At 69.3% G+C, this 15,605-nt stretch carries 16 protein-coding genes and 2 tRNA genes; 7 read left to right on the top strand and 11 right to left on the bottom strand.

Annotated elements, in window-relative coordinates; genetic code table 11:
* Positions 1–1,128 (bottom strand): cellulose-binding protein (locus EAD89_RS26140; protein ID WP_233579132.1); only part of this gene is annotated, 1,128 nt, incomplete at its 3' end.
* Between the two features lie 562 nt (positions 1,129–1,690).
* The gene (locus tag EAD89_RS26135) at positions 1,691–2,278 is read right to left on the bottom strand and encodes a hypothetical protein (RefSeq protein WP_233579130.1); all 588 of its coding nucleotides are present in this window, start codon (positions 2,276–2,278) and stop codon (positions 1,691–1,693) included.
* Positions 2,279–2,451: 173 nt separating this feature from the next.
* On the opposite strand from EAD89_RS26135, the gene EAD89_RS26130 reads away from it, so the two are divergent.
* From EAD89_RS26130 to EAD89_RS26120, 3 genes are all read left to right on the top strand, one after another.
* On the top strand, positions 2,452–3,273 hold the full coding sequence (locus tag EAD89_RS26130; protein ID WP_121677560.1) for an inositol monophosphatase family protein: 822 nt from the start codon (positions 2,452–2,454) through the stop codon (positions 3,271–3,273).
* Positions 3,254–3,769, top strand: coding sequence for a hypothetical protein (locus tag EAD89_RS26125; RefSeq protein WP_121677559.1), 516 nt, complete (start codon positions 3,254–3,256; stop codon positions 3,767–3,769). The genes EAD89_RS26130 and EAD89_RS26125 overlap by 20 nt, the downstream gene beginning before the upstream one ends.
* 94 nt (positions 3,770–3,863) lie before the next feature.
* Positions 3,864–5,492, top strand: a complete 1,629-nt coding sequence (locus EAD89_RS26120; protein WP_121677558.1) for a peptidase — start codon at positions 3,864–3,866, stop codon at positions 5,490–5,492.
* Between the two features lie 111 nt (positions 5,493–5,603).
* Here EAD89_RS26120 and EAD89_RS26115 read toward each other — a convergent pair whose 3' ends face one another.
* A complete protein-coding gene (locus EAD89_RS26115) occupies positions 5,604–6,473 on the bottom strand; it encodes an aldo/keto reductase family oxidoreductase (protein WP_121677557.1) in 870 nt (289 codons plus the stop codon).
* A gap of 208 nt (positions 6,474–6,681) precedes the next feature.
* Here EAD89_RS26115 and EAD89_RS26110 point away from each other — a divergent pair, with 208 nt between their 5' ends.
* Together EAD89_RS26110 and EAD89_RS26105 are read left to right on the top strand one after the other, a co-directional pair.
* Complete coding sequence (locus tag EAD89_RS26110; RefSeq protein WP_233579128.1) at positions 6,682–7,545, top strand: helix-turn-helix domain-containing protein; 864 nt, start codon at positions 6,682–6,684, stop codon at positions 7,543–7,545.
* A 152-nt stretch (positions 7,546–7,697) separates the two neighbouring features.
* Complete coding sequence (locus EAD89_RS26105; protein WP_121677555.1) at positions 7,698–8,456, top strand: class I SAM-dependent methyltransferase; 759 nt, start codon at positions 7,698–7,700, stop codon at positions 8,454–8,456.
* Positions 8,457–8,590: 134 nt separating this feature from the next.
* On the opposite strand, the gene EAD89_RS26100 is transcribed toward EAD89_RS26105, so the two are convergent.
* Complete coding sequence (locus EAD89_RS26100; protein ID WP_147458869.1) at positions 8,591–8,785, bottom strand: hypothetical protein; 195 nt, start codon at positions 8,783–8,785, stop codon at positions 8,591–8,593.
* A 315-nt stretch (positions 8,786–9,100) separates the two neighbouring features.
* Between EAD89_RS26100 and EAD89_RS26095 the strand changes: the two genes are divergently transcribed.
* Positions 9,101–9,337 carry a GntR family transcriptional regulator gene (locus tag EAD89_RS26095; RefSeq protein WP_121677562.1) on the top strand — a complete coding sequence of 79 codons (237 nt, stop codon included), beginning with the start codon at positions 9,101–9,103 and terminating at the stop codon, positions 9,335–9,337.
* A 283-nt stretch (positions 9,338–9,620) separates the two neighbouring features.
* On the opposite strand, the gene EAD89_RS26090 is transcribed toward EAD89_RS26095, so the two are convergent.
* From EAD89_RS26090 to EAD89_RS26070, 5 genes are all read right to left on the bottom strand, one after another.
* On the bottom strand, positions 9,621–10,121 hold the full coding sequence (locus EAD89_RS26090) for a cupin domain-containing protein (RefSeq protein ID WP_121677553.1): 501 nt from the start codon (positions 10,119–10,121) through the stop codon (positions 9,621–9,623).
* 150 nt (positions 10,122–10,271) lie between these two features.
* Positions 10,272–10,862 (bottom strand): SRPBCC family protein, encoded by a 591-nt coding sequence (locus EAD89_RS26085; RefSeq protein WP_199733629.1) that lies wholly within the window; start codon positions 10,860–10,862, stop codon positions 10,272–10,274.
* Between the two features lie 22 nt (positions 10,863–10,884).
* The gene (locus tag EAD89_RS26080) at positions 10,885–11,829 is read right to left on the bottom strand and encodes an NADP-dependent oxidoreductase (protein ID WP_121677551.1); all 945 of its coding nucleotides are present in this window, start codon (positions 11,827–11,829) and stop codon (positions 10,885–10,887) included.
* A gap of 192 nt (positions 11,830–12,021) precedes the next feature.
* Entirely contained in the window at positions 12,022–12,876 is an 855-nt protein-coding gene (locus tag EAD89_RS26075; protein ID WP_121677550.1) for a helix-turn-helix domain-containing protein, read from the bottom strand.
* 471 nt (positions 12,877–13,347) lie between these two features.
* Positions 13,348–14,289 (bottom strand): SdrD B-like domain-containing protein, encoded by a 942-nt coding sequence (locus tag EAD89_RS26070; RefSeq protein WP_158610774.1) that lies wholly within the window; start codon positions 14,287–14,289, stop codon positions 13,348–13,350.
* A 265-nt stretch (positions 14,290–14,554) separates the two neighbouring features.
* Between EAD89_RS26070 and EAD89_RS31380 the strand changes: the two genes are divergently transcribed.
* Complete coding sequence (locus EAD89_RS31380; protein WP_121677548.1) at positions 14,555–14,869, top strand: tyrosine-type recombinase/integrase; 315 nt, start codon at positions 14,555–14,557, stop codon at positions 14,867–14,869.
* On the opposite strand, the gene EAD89_RS26060 is transcribed toward EAD89_RS31380, so the two are convergent.
* Both EAD89_RS26060 and EAD89_RS26055 read right to left on the bottom strand, forming a co-directional pair.
* Positions 14,843–14,915 (bottom strand) — tRNA-Arg (locus EAD89_RS26060). The two genes, EAD89_RS31380 and EAD89_RS26060, sit on opposite strands and share 27 nt — an antisense overlap.
* Positions 14,916–14,950: 35 nt before the next feature.
* Positions 14,951–15,041: transfer RNA gene (locus EAD89_RS26055), tRNA-Ser, on the bottom strand.
* Positions 15,042–15,605: the final 564 nt, after the last annotated feature.

Here is a 15,605-nt window from a genome sequence, read left to right as displayed (position 1 = left end):
GACAGGAGGCGGGGTGGTCGGGCCGTCGGTGAGGGTCGGCGTCTGCCAGTCCCGCCAGTCGGCCAGCCGGCCGAGCGCCCTGCTCGAAATCCTGATCACCCCGGGGTCGTTCCCGGCCTTCAGCAGGAACTTCCTGATGTTCTTCTGCAGCGGATCGCGCCACTCGGGCCGGTTGGCGCAGTGGCTACCGTCCTGGACATCGGACCAGTAGGAGATGTTGTCGCCCGCGCCGAGCGCCCGGTAGACCTCCGCACCGCCCAGGGCCGCCACACTCGCGGAGCGGGGACCCAGGTTGGCGATGTGCGGGTTGTCCATGATGAAGAGCCCGCGCGGCGCCACCATGGCCACCATCTCGTGCGTGTCCACCGGGAGCCTGTTCGGGCTGCCCGTGAACGAGCCGAAGGCGTCCCCCAGCCACGGCTGCTCGCCGTACGCGCTGCTCAGACTCTGGGCGCCCTCCCCGGGGATGCCCCGGAAGATGGGAACGCCGGCGCTACCCGACTCGATCGGCATGGTCAGGGCGATGCGCTGGTCGAACACACCGATCGCGAACGCGCCCTTGCCGTACCGGGAGCAACCCGTCACGCCCATCGCGTCGGCCTTGAGGATCCGGCCGTCCGACTGCTCGATGACGTCGATGATCCGGCTCACGCCCCAGCCCCAGGCGGCGAGCAACCCCGTGCTGCTCGACGAGCCGTAGATGCTGTAGAACGCGCCCTGCTTGTTGTTCCGGGGTGTGCCCTCGCGCCCGACCGCGAGGGGGTCGTAGCTGATGACGGCGGCCCCAGCGGCCTTGATGGTGGCCGTGTCCGCGCCGAACCCGCCCACGACCACGACGGCCGGGAAGGGCCCGGAACCACTCGGCAGCTCCACCCTCGCCGAGAAGCTGGCGCTCCTGCCGTTGTGGTTCACGTTCACCGTGACGGTGGTGTTCGAGACCGTCCCCGTGACGGTCGCCGGCTTCGCGGGCTTCTCGCCGTAGACGAACTTCTCCGCCAGCTCCCTGATCTCCGCCCGGCGGCACCGCCAGTCGGCCCTGGTGGAGATGGTCGCGCCGTTCAGCTTCCTGAAGGGGTCGGGAAGCTTGGCGTTGGTGGGCAGGGAGCCCAGGTCGGGCAGGCCCGACACGGCGCAGTCGGCACCCTCGTCCTCGACCGACGCCGCAGCCGCAGCCGCCGTGCCGCCGCCGGCGGCGGCCTCTGCGGTGGTCGTTCTCGCGATTACCGTTGCCGATCCAGCGACCGTGAGCGCTGTTATCGCCAGCGCGACGACCACCGATCGGGTCCTGGAACGGCCCGAGCTGATGATCACCAGGGCTCTCCCTTCCGAGGTGTGGTGGTGGGTGATGACATCCGCGATCGATGATCACGAATGCGGAACCTCGTCAAGTGTTGGCCGAGTTATCGGAAAGTGTCAATGTTCTTGCCGAAACTTTCGGCGGGCCGCTGGGCCATCAACCAGCACCTCACCGGAACCGAGGCGCCATCGAACACCGCAGACAGGCCTGGCCGAGAGTTGCGGGATATCGAAACTTTCCGACAGGTACGCCTGCCAGCCCTCGACGCCACCGCCGAAAGCGGCGCCCGAGCAGCGTCTCCGCTGTTCGGGCGCATCCGTGCCGTCCGGTCGTACGCACCGGACCGGCCCGGTGATCGACCCTCGCGTCCGGGCGAGCCGTTCCGCCCGACCGTCAGTTGACCTGCCGGCCGAGGGGGAGAAGTCCGGAGAGGATCAGCGCGCCGCCGACCGGCAGCAGGTCCAGGTTGACGGCGATCGACACGAAACCGAGCAGCACGAGCGGCGGGCCCCAGACTGGAAGAAGCCGTGGCCGGACAACCGCGGCCCGTACCAGCAGGGTGAGCAGACCGAACTGGAACAGCAGCGGCCCCGCCGCCATCGCCGGATCCGGCAGTGCCGCGGCATCGCCCAACCGGGGAAAGAGGTCACCGAGGATCACCCAGAGGAACGCGCCGGCGCCGACCAGACCGGCAGCCGTCGCCGCGTCCAGAAGCACCCGGAGCCCGGTGCTGCTGGAACCAGCGAGACCGGCGGACGCGAGCACCCGCCGCAGACCGACGATCAGGCCCGCGAACAGCACGAACGCCACCAGGAACAGGGCATGGCCCAGGTCCCACGCCCAACCCGGGCCGTGGTCGCCGTCGAGGCCGTCGATGATCCGCAGGATGCCGTAGAGCATCAGGAGCAAGGGGGCGCCGACGGCCGCCGCCCGTACCAGACGGAGCGGCTGGCGGGAGACCCGTAGCTCGGTGTCGGTCATCGCCCCAGCCTGGCAGGACGGCGGGTGACGCTCCATCAGGAAATCCCCGTACCGGCCCCGGAGAAGCCCACCCTGAGGTCCCCTCACAAGCGGGAGATACGACTGCGGCCGTCCCGCCCGGATCGGCGCTCCACCGGACGACGCTGCTGCGGCAACCGTGTCATCCTGCTCGCATGTCGATCAAAGACGAAGACGTGGCGATCACGGCAGCACAGGCGGGAGCCGCTGTCGTGCGGACCATGTACGGGGCCTCGCTGACACGCTTCGACAAATCCGGGGGAGACTTCGCCACTGCCGCGGACATCGAAGCGGAGAAGGTCATCCTCGACGTTCTCAGTTCCACCCGCCCGCAGGACGCCGTCACCGGTGAGGAGAGCGGACGCACCGGCACCGACGCCGCCGAGCGGAGGTGGCTGGTCGACCCCCTGTGCGGCACGCTGAACTACGCCGCACGCACCATGCTGGTCGGAGTGAACGTCGCGCTGCGGACGGGCTCGACCATCACCGCGGCGGCCACCGCCGATCCGTTCGCCGACGAGACGTTCTGGACTGACGGCACTCGGGCGTACGTGCGCCGCGACGGCGTGGACGAGCAGCTCAAACCGTCGGCCGAGTCGGCCTTGGTGGACATCAACCTCGATCCACCGTTCCTGAACGCTCCAGAGTTCCGGGCTGCGCGGCTGCTCGCCGACCCGGGGTTCGTCGAGCGGTTCCGCCCACGCGTCGTGTCCACCAGCCTGGCGGCGACCTGGGTGGCGGCCGGCCGCCGAGCCGCGTACGTGACCGACAGCGACATGCGGGACAGCGTGCACTTCGCCGCTGCAATCGCCCTGTGCCAGGCAGCGGGATGCGTGGTGACCGGTATTCAGGGACAACCGCTGTACACCGGCGTGGGCGGGCTCATCGCGGCGGCAGACCAGCAGACGCACGCCGCCCTGCTGGCGCTCGTCGAGCAGCAGTGGAAGGAGTCGCGCGGTGACCAGCCGGGCCGGTGAGGCGTACGCGACCGACCGAGCCGTGTCGGACATCGAGGCGCTGCTCGCCGGGGACCTGCCCACAGCCGGCGCGACGGTCAGCGAGGGAGACCCGGCCACCGGGGAGTGGACGGCCACCGCGGGCGAGGGCTTCCGAATCCGGCCGCTCTGGGAGAGCGACGCGCTGACCGGGGTGTACGGACCGGAGTGGAACGAGGCGGAGGAGGCCGCGGCGGAAAACCTCGCCCTCGTCGTACGCGAACTCGACAGCCGGTGGGGACCGCACCGGCGGGTTTCCATGCGGGTGCCGCTCTTTCGCAATCAGGCGGGTGAACCCATGCCGGCGGTGTTCCAGGCGTTGTGCAGTGTGGACTGTTACGGCGATCTGGCCGTATGGGGGCCAGTCGCGGTCAGCGGCCGATGGGTCGGGGTCTCCGTCAACCAGTGCGACGGAGACGCCCCGATGATCCTGACGGCGGTGGTCAGCGACCGGCCCATCATCGAGCTGGAGGACTGAAAGCTCGCCGGATGTGCCAGGCCCGCGGAGGAGGGCAGAGATATCTGAGGCCATCAGCTAGGGTGCGGGCCCACCACCCCTCACCGGAGAGCACATGAATCGCAAGAAGGCCACCTGGCCTCGGGTCGCGACAGTGGCAGCAGTGCTGGCGACGGCCACCCTGTTCAGCACCCCGCTGGCAGCTTCCGCCGCCGAGGCACTGCCCGACCTGTTCGTCTCCTTCGACAGCGAGCCCGTTGCTGAGGTCGACAACAACGGAGCCACCGTCGGCATGACCGTCTACAACTACGGTGAAGCCACCGCCACCGGGGTGACCGTCACCCTCGACCTGAGCAAGGTCTCCGACCGGGTCACCGCCACCGTCCCCGACTGGACCGACGTCTGCACGCTGGCCGGCACCAAGGTCACCTGCACGGTCGGAGTGCTGGAGGCCGGTCAGACCACCGCCCTGCACCCCCTCTCGCTGGCCAGCAAGACAGGTGCCACTCCCGGCGACGCGGGGTCGGTGACCGTGACCATCGACGGCGTCGAAGACGACATGTCCCCGGGCAACGACACCGGGTCGTTCCCCGTCACGGTGGTCGCGTCCGGCCCGGATCTGGTCGCCGCCGCGCAGGATCTGAACGCCAAGGGCAACCCGGTCGGCCCCGGCGACACCGTTCCGCTGTACGCGGGCGTCGGGAACGAGGGCGACACCGCCGCGACGGACTTCACCGTGCGGATCAGTCTTCCCACCGGTGCCACGTTCGTCGAGCGGTACAGCGACTGCACCTACACCAACTACTACCCGAAGAACACCGGCCTGCCGTACGTGTACGGCCCGAGCGAGGTCAGCTGCGTCGTCCCGCTGGCCCTCGAACCCGGCGAAGGCCTGCTGCTCTTCGACGACGAGACCGGCTCGTCGCTGTTCAACCTCACGTTCGGCCGCAACCTGAGCGGTCCGGACAGTATCTACGGCTCGGTCAACGTCGCACTGGCCGGCGCGGAACGCGCGGCGAAGAACAGCACCCGCGCCAAGGGCACGGGACCATCGTTCGCCAATGCCGTTCGTAAGCTGGAGGCGAAGGGCGACCTCGCCAAGCAGCGCTCCGCGCAACGCGAACTCGACGAATCCGACAACTACGCCGGCTTCGCGATCTGGACCAAGAAGAACACCCTCGACGTCGCCGTGACGGCGCCGGCTGTCAAGGGCGCCGTCGGGCAGACCGTCAACCTCGCCTACGAGGTCGTCAACAACGGTCCCTCCGACGGTGGCGGCCCGTCAGTGCTCATCACCGCGCCGACCGGCACGGTGCTGCTGCCCGCCAAGTGGTGCTACACCGATGGCACCGAGCACCAGACGCTGCCGGAGTCGGCGAAGCTCCGCTGCAACTTCGAGAGCCAGTTCCCGACCACGGCGTCCGGCTACGGCCGGATCAAGGCGACGGTGCAGCTGAAGATCAAGTCTGCTCCGGGCACCGACGGCACCATCGTCGCCCGCAGCGTCACCTCGGCGGCCGAGTCGAAGCCGGAGAACAACACCGCCCGGATCGTCATCACCAACGGCGCCAACGGTGGCGGGGCTGACAACGGTGACGACGGTGGCTCCGGCGGCGGCCTGCCCGTCACCGGCGCTCCGGCCGCGGCCCTCGCCGGCACCGGTGCGGCGGTGCTCGCGCTCGGTGCCGTGCTGCTCGTGCTGTTCCGCCGTCGCCGGGTCGTGCTTCAGACTCCGCGCGACTGACCAGCACCACTCACGCGACAGGGGCGGGCCGAACCGGGCCCGCCCCTGTCGCGTTCGCCGGTACGGAGCGGCTCGGTGACTGAACGACCTCGTGGTTCCGGACCGGCCGCCTCAGCCGGCGCTGATGGCGTTCAGCTCGGCCAGCGCGTCCTCGGGAAGGGTCAGCGCGGTGGCGGAGACGTTCTGGCGCAGGTGCGCGACGGATGAGGTGCCGGGGATGAGCAGGATGTTCGGGGAGCGCTGGAGCAGCCACGCCAGCGCGACGGCCATCGGCGTGTTGCCGAGACGCTTGGCGACACCGTTCAGCACGTCGGACTGGAGCGGGGAGAAGCCGCCGAGCGGGAAGTAGGGCACGTAGGCGATGCCCTGCGCCGCGAGGGCGTCGATCAGGTCATCGTCCTCCCGGTTCGCGATGTTGTAGAAGTTCTGCACACACACGATCGGGGCGATGGACTGCGCCTCGGCGATCTGCTCGGCGTTCACCGTGCTGAGACCCAGGTGCTTGATCAACCCCTCCTGCTGAAGCTGCGCGAGCGCGGCGAACGGCTCGGAGATCGAGCCGGGGGTGGGCCGGTCGAAGCCGCCGACGCGCAGGTTGACCACATCGAGTACGTCGAGCCCGAGGTGATCCAGGTTGTCGTGCACCGCCTGGCGTAGCTGCTCGGGAGCCAACGCCTTCAGCCAGTTCCCCTCGGCGTCCCGCACCGATCCGACCTTCGTCACGACGTGCAGGTCGCTCCGGTACGGGTGCAGGGCCTCCTTGATGATCTCGTTGGTGACGTACGGGCCGTAGAAGTCGGCCGTGTCGATGTGGTTGATCCCCAGGTCGACGGCCTGGCGCAGCACGGCCACCGCGCCGTCGCGGTCGGCCGGCGGACCGAAGGCGTGCGGGCCGGCCAACTGCATCGCGCCGTACCCCATCCGGCCGACCACCAAATCCCCCATCGGGAACGTTTCGCCGTGAACTGTGCCTGACGTCATGACAGCTTCCTCTCACTGTTTCCGCGGGCTGGCTCCGGCTTGCTGACGTGGAGCCGATCCCGGTGGAGGGCTTCCCGCTGCCGCCGGAAGGCAGCCGACGGGCGCCTGCTCCACCCTGCGCCCAGCGGAGTGAAAGAGGATGAGCCCCGCCGTTCCTGGGAGTGGCAGGGACAGGCAGTCCGCCTCCCACGCGGTTAACCTGGGGACGGTGCGCGACAACAATCTGCTCGGCGGCTACCTGCGGGCCCGCCGCGAGCTCGTCCAGCCCGACAGCGTCGGCCTGCCGGCCGACGGGTTGCGACGCGTCGCCGGGCTACGGCGGGAAGAGGTCGCCATGCTCGCCGGGATCAGCGCCGACTACTACCTGCGACTTGAGCAGGGCCGCGACCGCAACCCCTCGATCCAGGTCCTCGAGGCGCTCGCCCGCGTCCTGCGCCTCGACGACGCCGCCACCGACTACCTGCTGAGCCTGGCCACGCCACGGCCCCGGCACCGGCGACGCCGTCCCCGGCGCGAGACCGTACCGGCCAGCATCCGTCAACTGCTCGACGTCGTGGGCATACCTGCGTTCGTCGAGGACCGCTACTTCGACGTGCTCGCCGCCAACAACCTCGCCCGCGCGCTGTCGCCCAACCTGGAGCCCGGCCAGAACCGGCTCACGGCCGTGTTCCTCGACCCAGCCGAGCGCGCGATGTTCCCCGACTGGGACCAGGCCACCGCCAACCTGGTCGGCAGCTTCCGCAGAGCCGTGGGCACCGATACCGACGACCCACGATTCATCCAGCTCGTCGGCGAACTGTCCCTGTCCAGCCCACGGTTCCGGCAACTCTGGGCCCGGCACGACGTCCGCACCTGCGAAGGCATGCCCACCCGCCTTCAGCACCCCCAGGTCGGCGAGCTCATCCTCAACCGGGAGAAGCTCAGCATCGACGGCGCCAAAGGCCAACTGCTGGTCCTCTACCACGCTCAACCGGGCACGAGCAGCGCGGAGAAGCTGGCTCTCCTCGCCTCCCTGAGCATCCCCACCACTGCGGTCACGCACGCCTCGGCACCCGACGTCGCCGCAGCCTGAGAGCCCCAAGCGCGCCGAGACCGCGACGCCGGCCGCCTGACCGCCCGCACCCGCATCTTGTGGCGTGACACGCCGACCAATATCGTCACGATGTATCGGGGCGATACATCGAGACGGCATCTGCGGTCGCTCCGGCCAACGCGGGAGGTGCGATGAGGTCGATCGACTACGACACGGAGCAGCACCAGGACTACGCGCGCGGCCGCGCGCTCACCCGGCAGCAACTGGAGGTATGGATCGACGCCTTCGCGGCGGTACTGCCCGAGCGGCGCCCGCTGGTGGGGCTGGACGTCGGCTCAGGGACCGGCAGGTACACCCCCGCGCTGGCAGAAGCGTTCGGGCCGGTCACCGGCGTCGAGCCGTCGGTCCGCATGCGCGAGGTTGCGCAGACGCAGTCCCAGCATCCCGATGTGCGCTATCTGGCCGGCACCGCCGAGGACTTGCCCGTGCCGTCCGACAGCGCCGACTACGCGCTCATGTTCCTGTCCTGGCACCACGTCCAGGACAAGCCCCGGGCCGCCCGGGAGTTGGCCAGGGTGCTCAGGCCCGGCGGTCGGCTGCTCCTGCGCGCGAACTTCAGCGACCACCACCCGCGGCCGTGGTGGCTGGAGCACTTCCCCAACGGCTACGAGGCGGACGCTGCACTGTTCCAGCCGCTGCACGAGGCCATCGAGACGTTCACGTCGGTCGGCTGGCGCGTCGCCAGCTTCGGCACGGTCACCGAGCCGTCCTCGGGCACCTACGCGGACATGCTCGAACGGCTGCGCCTGCGTACCCTCTCGTTCTTCGCGCAGCTCGGCCCCGAGGAGCTGGAGGTCGGATTCCGCCGCCTGGAGAAGGTTGTTGCCGCACACCCCGACGCGCCGGCGCCGGTGTTCGCTGAGCCGCTGCTCACGCTCGAAATGCCCTGATGCCTAAGGGCGGCCTACCAGCGGGACCGCCTCGGCACGACGGCTGTCCAACAATAGGGAAGGGGACCTCTCGCCGACTAGACGCGTCTGCAGACCACCTGCCGCATCGATAGTCAGGACTGCAACGATCAGGACTACGAAGATCCCGTACGGCCGTACCGCTCGGTGCGCTGGGCTCGGTAGTCGGCCAGCAGCTCCGCAGCTTCGTCAAGGCGAGGGCAGCCCTCATCGGTACAGCTCAGACACGTGCGCCGCTCGTGAAAGCTGATGCAGTACGAGGCCTGCTCGACGTAGAACGGCACCCGGCTGAGAACCTTCTCGACGCTCACCACTACCACCTCTCGGGCTTCGGGTAGCAGCGAGAGGCGGCGTCCCGGCGCGAAGGGATCTCCCTGACGGCTGCCGGGCCGAGGGCTCCGGAACGGTTCGGGTACGCCGTCGCGGGGCCGGTTCGGTCGAGGGTCGGCACAGGGCGGCGGACCGGCCGGAACGAGAGCTTCATTGGACGCCTCCAACGGACAGCGGTCACCTGCCAACCAAAGGTAACCCAACCCGTACACCCCGTCTAGCTTGTTTTACCCGGGCAGCCCGTCCTGGCCGTACCCGACGACCAGGCCATTCTGGGCGTCCATATCGTGTCGATCATGGTTGACGAGATGAGCCCGGTTCCGTTCTACGTCCAGCTCGCCGATCTCCTCGCCAAGCAGATCGAGAGCGGGAAGCTCAAGCCGCGCCAGCCGCTCCCCTCCGAAACCCAACTGCAGCAGGAGTACGGCGTGGCTCGGGGCACCGTCCGGTCGGCCGTCCGGCTACTGCGAGAGCGTGGGATGGTCGTCACCTTCACCGGCCGCGGTACGTACGTCGCCGAGCGCGAGCGGTAGCCCCACCCCCTCCGGTAGGCGCTGAGCAGGGCTCCAACGAGGTTGCCGCGCCAATCCGACCGGCCTTGGACGACAGTTTCGCGTTCGGCGGTGTCTCTGGCTCTGAGTAGCTCGCCGAAATTGCAGCGATTTGGCCCTGGGCAACGGCCGCTGGAGCCGGTGGACTTCGTCCTCGTTGTCGCACCTCTTTGCATCAGAGCGGCGGTGGCCGCACGCGTAGGTGCGGTCAACGCCGTTGCGTGACTCGTGGCGGCCAGCGGTAGCGGGTTGCTCGTCGCGGTGGTCACAGAAATTCACTGCGGTAGGTCGAGGCCAGCTCTGCCGCACGGCGGCGGCGTTCAGCGAGGTCGTCCGGCGTCAACTGCGGCGGCGGCGCGTCCTTGCCCTCGACGACGTCGCCGATGCGCGTGAAGTACTCGTCCTGCCCGGCGGGGGTGCACATGCACAGCATCCGGGCCGGTGCGCCCGAGGCGTTGCGGAAGTTGTGCGGTGCGTTGGCCGGGATGTTGATCGTGGAGCCGGCCCGCACGACGTGCTTCTCGCCGCGGAAGGTGAACTCGATCTCGCCCTCGAGGATCGTGAACATCTCCTCGAAGTCGTGCCGGTGCGGCGGCGGGCCGCCACCGTCGGGGACGCGCATATCGATCAGGCAGTACGCGCCGTTCGTCTGCTCGCCCGTGATCAACATGCCGTAGGTGTTGCCCACCAGAGAGATGTACGTCGTGGCGGGGTCGTCGGGGTTCGCGACGGTCAGCGAGCGAGTGGGGTCGTCGTCGGGAATCATCGTGATCGTCTCCTGGGGTGTGCGGTCGGTTGGTTCGATCGGCCGGGCGACGGCGCGTCCCCCCGGGAGGCAAGTCGACGGGGCCGCTCGTTCGATCCTCGTGGAGAGGCACCGCCGTCTCGCGTGCTTTCCTGTGGCTGGCCGGGACTGCTACAGCTGCGGCTCCTGCGCCTCGGCCACCTGCACGCACCGGTGCAGGGCAGCCGCCATGTAACGGCGCCACAGGGGGGCGAAGGGACCGGCGAGGACAGGGCGCCGGCCTGGGAGCGGCTTGAACTCGTAGGTCCAGCGGATGAGGGTGCCGTCCCCGTCGGGGTTGAAGTTGAACTCACCCCGCACCCCGGACGCCAGGCGGGAGAGGACGTTCGTGAACCCGGTCAGCTGGTACGCGAAGACCGAACCCTCCGTGTACTCGGTCAACTGTTCGTTGGCCTGTGACCCGTCCTCGAAGTGCGGGTTACGGGTGGCGCCGATGTGATCCCAGGCCTCCGTCTGGTTGGCCACGCCCTTGACGCCGGGGAACGGCCCGACCCTGTGGAAAACGCTTGGCAGGTCGATCGGCGCGATCGCTCGGAACGCGGTGGCGGGCGCCACCGAGGTGCGTTGCTGGACCGTGACCGAAACCGTGCGGTCGGTCGGGCTGATGAGCAGCGGTATGGCCGGAGTGCCTGACGGGCTCGTGCGGCTGTCGGTCATCGGGGCCAACGGCCGTGGTGATCTCGGGATCAGAGACAGAGACATGATTGTTCCTCCGGTAAGCGTGTCAGGCCGTGGGCGCGAGGATGACGGTCTTGCCCGGCAGCTCGCCCGCGCCGGCGCGGGCGTGGAGTGCGGGCAGGTCGGCCAGCGCCACCCGCTGGGCAACCTCGACGCGCAACTCTCCGGTGCTGACGCGGGCGGCCAGGTCGGCGAGTTGGTCGGCGTCGCTGCGGACGAACAGGTCGATGCCGCGCACATTGCGCGCCTCGTCCGAGGGAGCGGGCATCCAGACGGTGGTGTTGACGAGGGTGCCGCCGTCCCGGATCAGCGTGACCAGCGCGGCGAGCTGTTCCGGGGAGACGGGCGCGAGGTTGAGTACGAGGTCGACCGGCTCGGTCACCGACGCGGTCACGTCGGTGGTGGTGTGGTCGATCACCTCGTCGGCGCCTGCGGCTTTGACACGGTCGGCGCTGCGTGGGCTGGCCGTGGCGATCACCTCGGCACCGGCCTCCCTCCCCAGCTGCACGGCGTATCCGCCGACCGCTCCGCCGGCACCGTTGATCAGCACGCGCTGACCGGCGGTCAGGTTGCCGTGGTCGAACAGCGCCTGCCACGCGGTCAAGCCCACCAGCGGGAGCGCCGCCGCGTCGGCCAACGGGATGTTCCTGGGCGCCCCCGTCAAGATCTCCGCCGGCGCGATCACGTACTCCGCGGCCGCTCCGGTCCCCGTCATCGGCAGGAAGCCGATCACCTGGTCGCCGACCGCGACGTCGTCCACGTCGTCACCGAGTGCGTCGACCGTGCCGGCGACATCGAGACCGGGAGTGTGTGGCAGCTCCACCGGGATCGGGCCCTGCATGAAGCCCGCGCGGATGTTGCCGTCGACGCCGTTGAACGACGTCCCGGCGACGCGGATCCGGACCTGACCGGCGCCGGGGGTGGGCTGCTCGACGTCCTCGTAGCGCAGCACCTCGGGACCGCCGAACTCGTGAAAACGCACTGCCTTCATTACTGAACCTGCTTCCGTGAGCGCCATCAATGTGCTCCGAACCCTGAAGCAGTCCCGACGCAGAGGTGACCCCCTACGGCACTGCTTCGAGTTACGAAGGCGTCCAGTCCGGCGTCACCAGGGCCGCCCGGAGGCAGCCGCTGGATCCGCGGTCGCTGGAGACGTCACTCAATCTGGCAGGATCCGGCGCGGTTAGCCTGGGCCGGGCTGGCCCACCTTGATGATGGTCGGTTCGCCGGCGTCGCCGACGATCTCAGCGAGACGCGCCGCATCGGCCGAACCCGGTGCCGCGGTGAGCATCAGAGCCGCCAGATCGTCGCCCGGGATGGCGAGAAGGCTGCCGACGAGCGTGACGGCGCCACCGTCCGGATGAATGAACGCGGCACTGCTCTCGTAGGCCGCCACCGGTCGCGGCGTGCGCCACAAGGTGTCGAACAGTTGGCTTCGGCTCCGCATCTCGTCCACCAGCGCGGCGAGCGACGCGTCGGCGGGATAGCGCAACAGCGCGCCCTTCAGGCGGGCAACGAGGACCGCCTCATGATCGGTCGCGTCAGCCGCAGATTGCTTGAAACCACTGAACGGATCGCAGAACGTACGCCAGGCGATGTTCCACTCCCAAGGGTCCCCGGTGAGATCCCAGTGCCCCAGGGCCATGAACGCACTGTTCACGGCGACCAGATTCATCGCCGCATCGGAGACGAACATCGGAGTGTCCGTGAACCGCTCCAGCAGCCGCATCGCACCCGGACCGATGTCGGTCGGCACCTGCCCGTCCGCAGCGGCGTACCCGGCCAGCGCGCAGAGCCGCTCGTACTCCGCCCGCCCGATCCGTAACGCCCGGGCGATGGCGTTCACCACCCCGACCGACGGATGGCTCCGCCCCTGCTCCAACCGGCGTACGTAGTCCGCAGACATCCCGGCGAGTTCGCCGAGTTCCTCCCGCCGCAACCCTTGCACCCGCCGACGGCCGACCGGTAGCCCGACAGTCGCAGGGGTCGTCTTCTCCCGCAACTGGCGCACCGCGGCGCCGAACTCGTGACGTTCCACGACGCAAGTGTGCCTGGACAGCCCAGACAGAGCAGGTAGCGGGCCTTGGCGTTGAGTGCCACGACCAGCGGACCGGTATTGCCGGTGGCTACTGGAGTCGGTTCACTCCCATCGGCAGGGCAGCGCGCCGTTGTCCGTCTCGGAGGACAGTCCCCTCACAGGTAGAGGCTGTCTTGGCATGCGGACCAATGGATTCTTTCAATTCGCAGAAGCAAACAGGGCCATGACCCGCGTTTCCGCTGGTCATGGCCCTTGATCGCGAAGTGCGCCCGAAGGGACTCGAACCCCGAACCTTCTGATCAATAGAGCCGGCCGGAGGTCGCCAGCAGGCCGGGGCCGGGCCGGCGTGGCCCGCTTGCCGGCGCCGAGGCTCCAGGGGGTGCTGGAGCCTCGGCGCCCTTCGCCTTGCTCGACATAGCGGGGGGACTCTACAGCCCGCGGGTGTTCGGCCGCCGGAGCGATCTCGGCCGATCAGGCCTGCAGGTGTACGCGGCGGCGCCGTGCGACGAGCACCAGCGCGATGCCGACTGCGACGGCGACCGCAGCCGCGCCGACGAGCAGCATGGTCTTGTCACCGGTGACCGGCAGGCCCGGACCGGCGGTGTTGTCGCCGGTGACCGATAGGCCCGGACCGGCGCTCGCCGACGGCGACGGTGACGGCGACTGCGACTGCGACGGCGAGACGCTCGGCGAGCTCACGGCGACCTTCTTCGCCGGCACGAAGATGCGCGGCTCGTCGCTGTCGTCGGCGCGCACCTGCGCCAGAGTGTGGTCGTCCTCGCCGTTCTCGCCGGTCAGGACCTTCCAGCCCGCAGGGGCGTTGAACGTCAGCAGGACGTTGCCGGCGGGGAGGCGGGCGAAACGGAACAAGCCCTTGGCGTCCGTGATGGCCTCGGCGTACTTCGTCTTGCCGTCGGCACTGGTGGCGACGACCTTGACACCCGGGACGCCAGGCGTTTCGGGCGTCCACTCGGCGCCAGAGGACTCACCCTGGAAGACGTAGCCGCCGAGATCGTCGAAGGCGCCCGCCACCAGCAGCCGCACGCTGGTGGTGTTGTCGGCGTCGTTGGCCTCGCCGTTGTCGGCAGCGAGTGAGAAGGCAACGAATCCGTACCCGGACTGCCACGCCAGGTGGTTGGTCTTGCCGGTGATCTGAACGGTCTTGGTGGCACCGGCGGCGAGGTCGAAGCCGGTCGACAGCTTACCGTAGGCGACACCGTCGACGCCCTCGCTGTCGCCGCCGGTGTAGTGCACGCGCTTGGCGTCGACGGAGCTCTTGTTCTTCACCGTGACCGTGATGGTGAAGGTCTCGCCCTCGGCGTAGTTGGCCTTGTCGGCGGCGGAGGTCACCGCGATATCCGGCTTGGGGTCGGCGGCCAGGGCGGCCGTTGCCGGGAGGACGGCCACGAGCACGCCCACGAGGGCGGCGGCGGCAAGTTTGCGCATGGAGGTCTCCGTAATGGGGGACGGGAATCAGCGCGATGCTAGCGGCTGGGCGAGTCACCCCGCTGTCCCAAGATCGAGAACGTGATCGGAAAGGTATTCGCGCAGTTAGCTCGGCTCGGCACAACGCGTTCTCAACTCGTACAGCCAAGGAGGGCGTTCCGGTGGTAGCGGCGAAGCGGAGCACTGGGCGACGCTCACCACGCGGCCGGATCCGCGCAACTGCACTCGGCTCGTGCAGGACCAATGCGCCACCGCCGAGCTACCGGCCATCCGGCTGCACGACCTCCGGCACGGCTGTGTCTCGGTCCTGCTGGCCTTGGGCGTGCCGCCCCGGACCGTCATGAACATCCTGGGACACAGCACGTTGGAGATGACCATGACCGTCTACGGACATGCGAGCCGGGACGACAAGCGAGGGGCGCTGGGTCAGCTCGGCGGCTTGCTGATGAGGGGAACCCGGAAAAACGCACAGGGCCGGTCGCATGCGACCGGCCCTGTGCGTTTTCCTTGTTCAAGTATGTGCGCCCGAAGGGACTCGAACCCCTAACCTTCTGATCCGTAGTCAGATGCTCTATCCATTGAGCTACGGGCGCTGGTGCTCAGCCAGTGTACACACCCGGCTTTCGCGCGGAGACTCCGGGATTCGAACCCGGGAGGGGCTTTAAGACCCCAACCGCATTAGCAGTGCGGCGCCATAGACCAGACTAGGCGAAGTCTCCCTGGTGGCCCGTAGACCACCGCGCCCGAGGATACAGGTCGCCACCCACCGGGAGCAAAGCGACTTCCGAGGTACGCCCACCGGGGCCGCCGGCCCCGTGTTTCCGCGCTGTGCGTCAGCGTGATCGGGACTACGCTCCATCGATATGCAGGAGCAGCCGCCCGCCGAGCCGACCCGCCGAGAGCCTGCTGACCGCGCGCGCCGGCGCCCTCCACGGCCAACTTTCACTCCGCCGACGGCCGCCGAGCAGTCCGTGGAGAAGGCGGCACCGGAGTCCGACCCGCCAGCGGCACCGGCCACCACCGGCACCCAGCGCCCCCGACGGGCCAAGCCTGCCCCCGCGGTCCTCTTCCAACCACCGGAGCCGGACCGCCCCCTACCCCGCCAGGCCGTCCCCGTCACCGACAGGAATGCGACCGGCAGGAATGAGGAGGCAGCCGCGCCGGCCGACCCGGACATCGCGGCGGCTCCGGCAGCCGAGCGAGCACCCGAGGAAAGCCCACAGCAGCCGGGTGGTGCGCCGCCTGACACGCCGAAGGCCCGGACCAGCCGCGCCACCTCAGCC

The sequence above is a fragment of the Micromonospora sp. BL4 genome (assembly GCF_003667505.1).
GTDB lineage: Bacteria > Actinomycetota > Actinomycetes > Mycobacteriales > Micromonosporaceae > Micromonospora.
The sequence above is the reverse complement of the archived record's forward strand: the minus strand, read 5'-3'. Positions and strand labels throughout refer to the sequence as shown.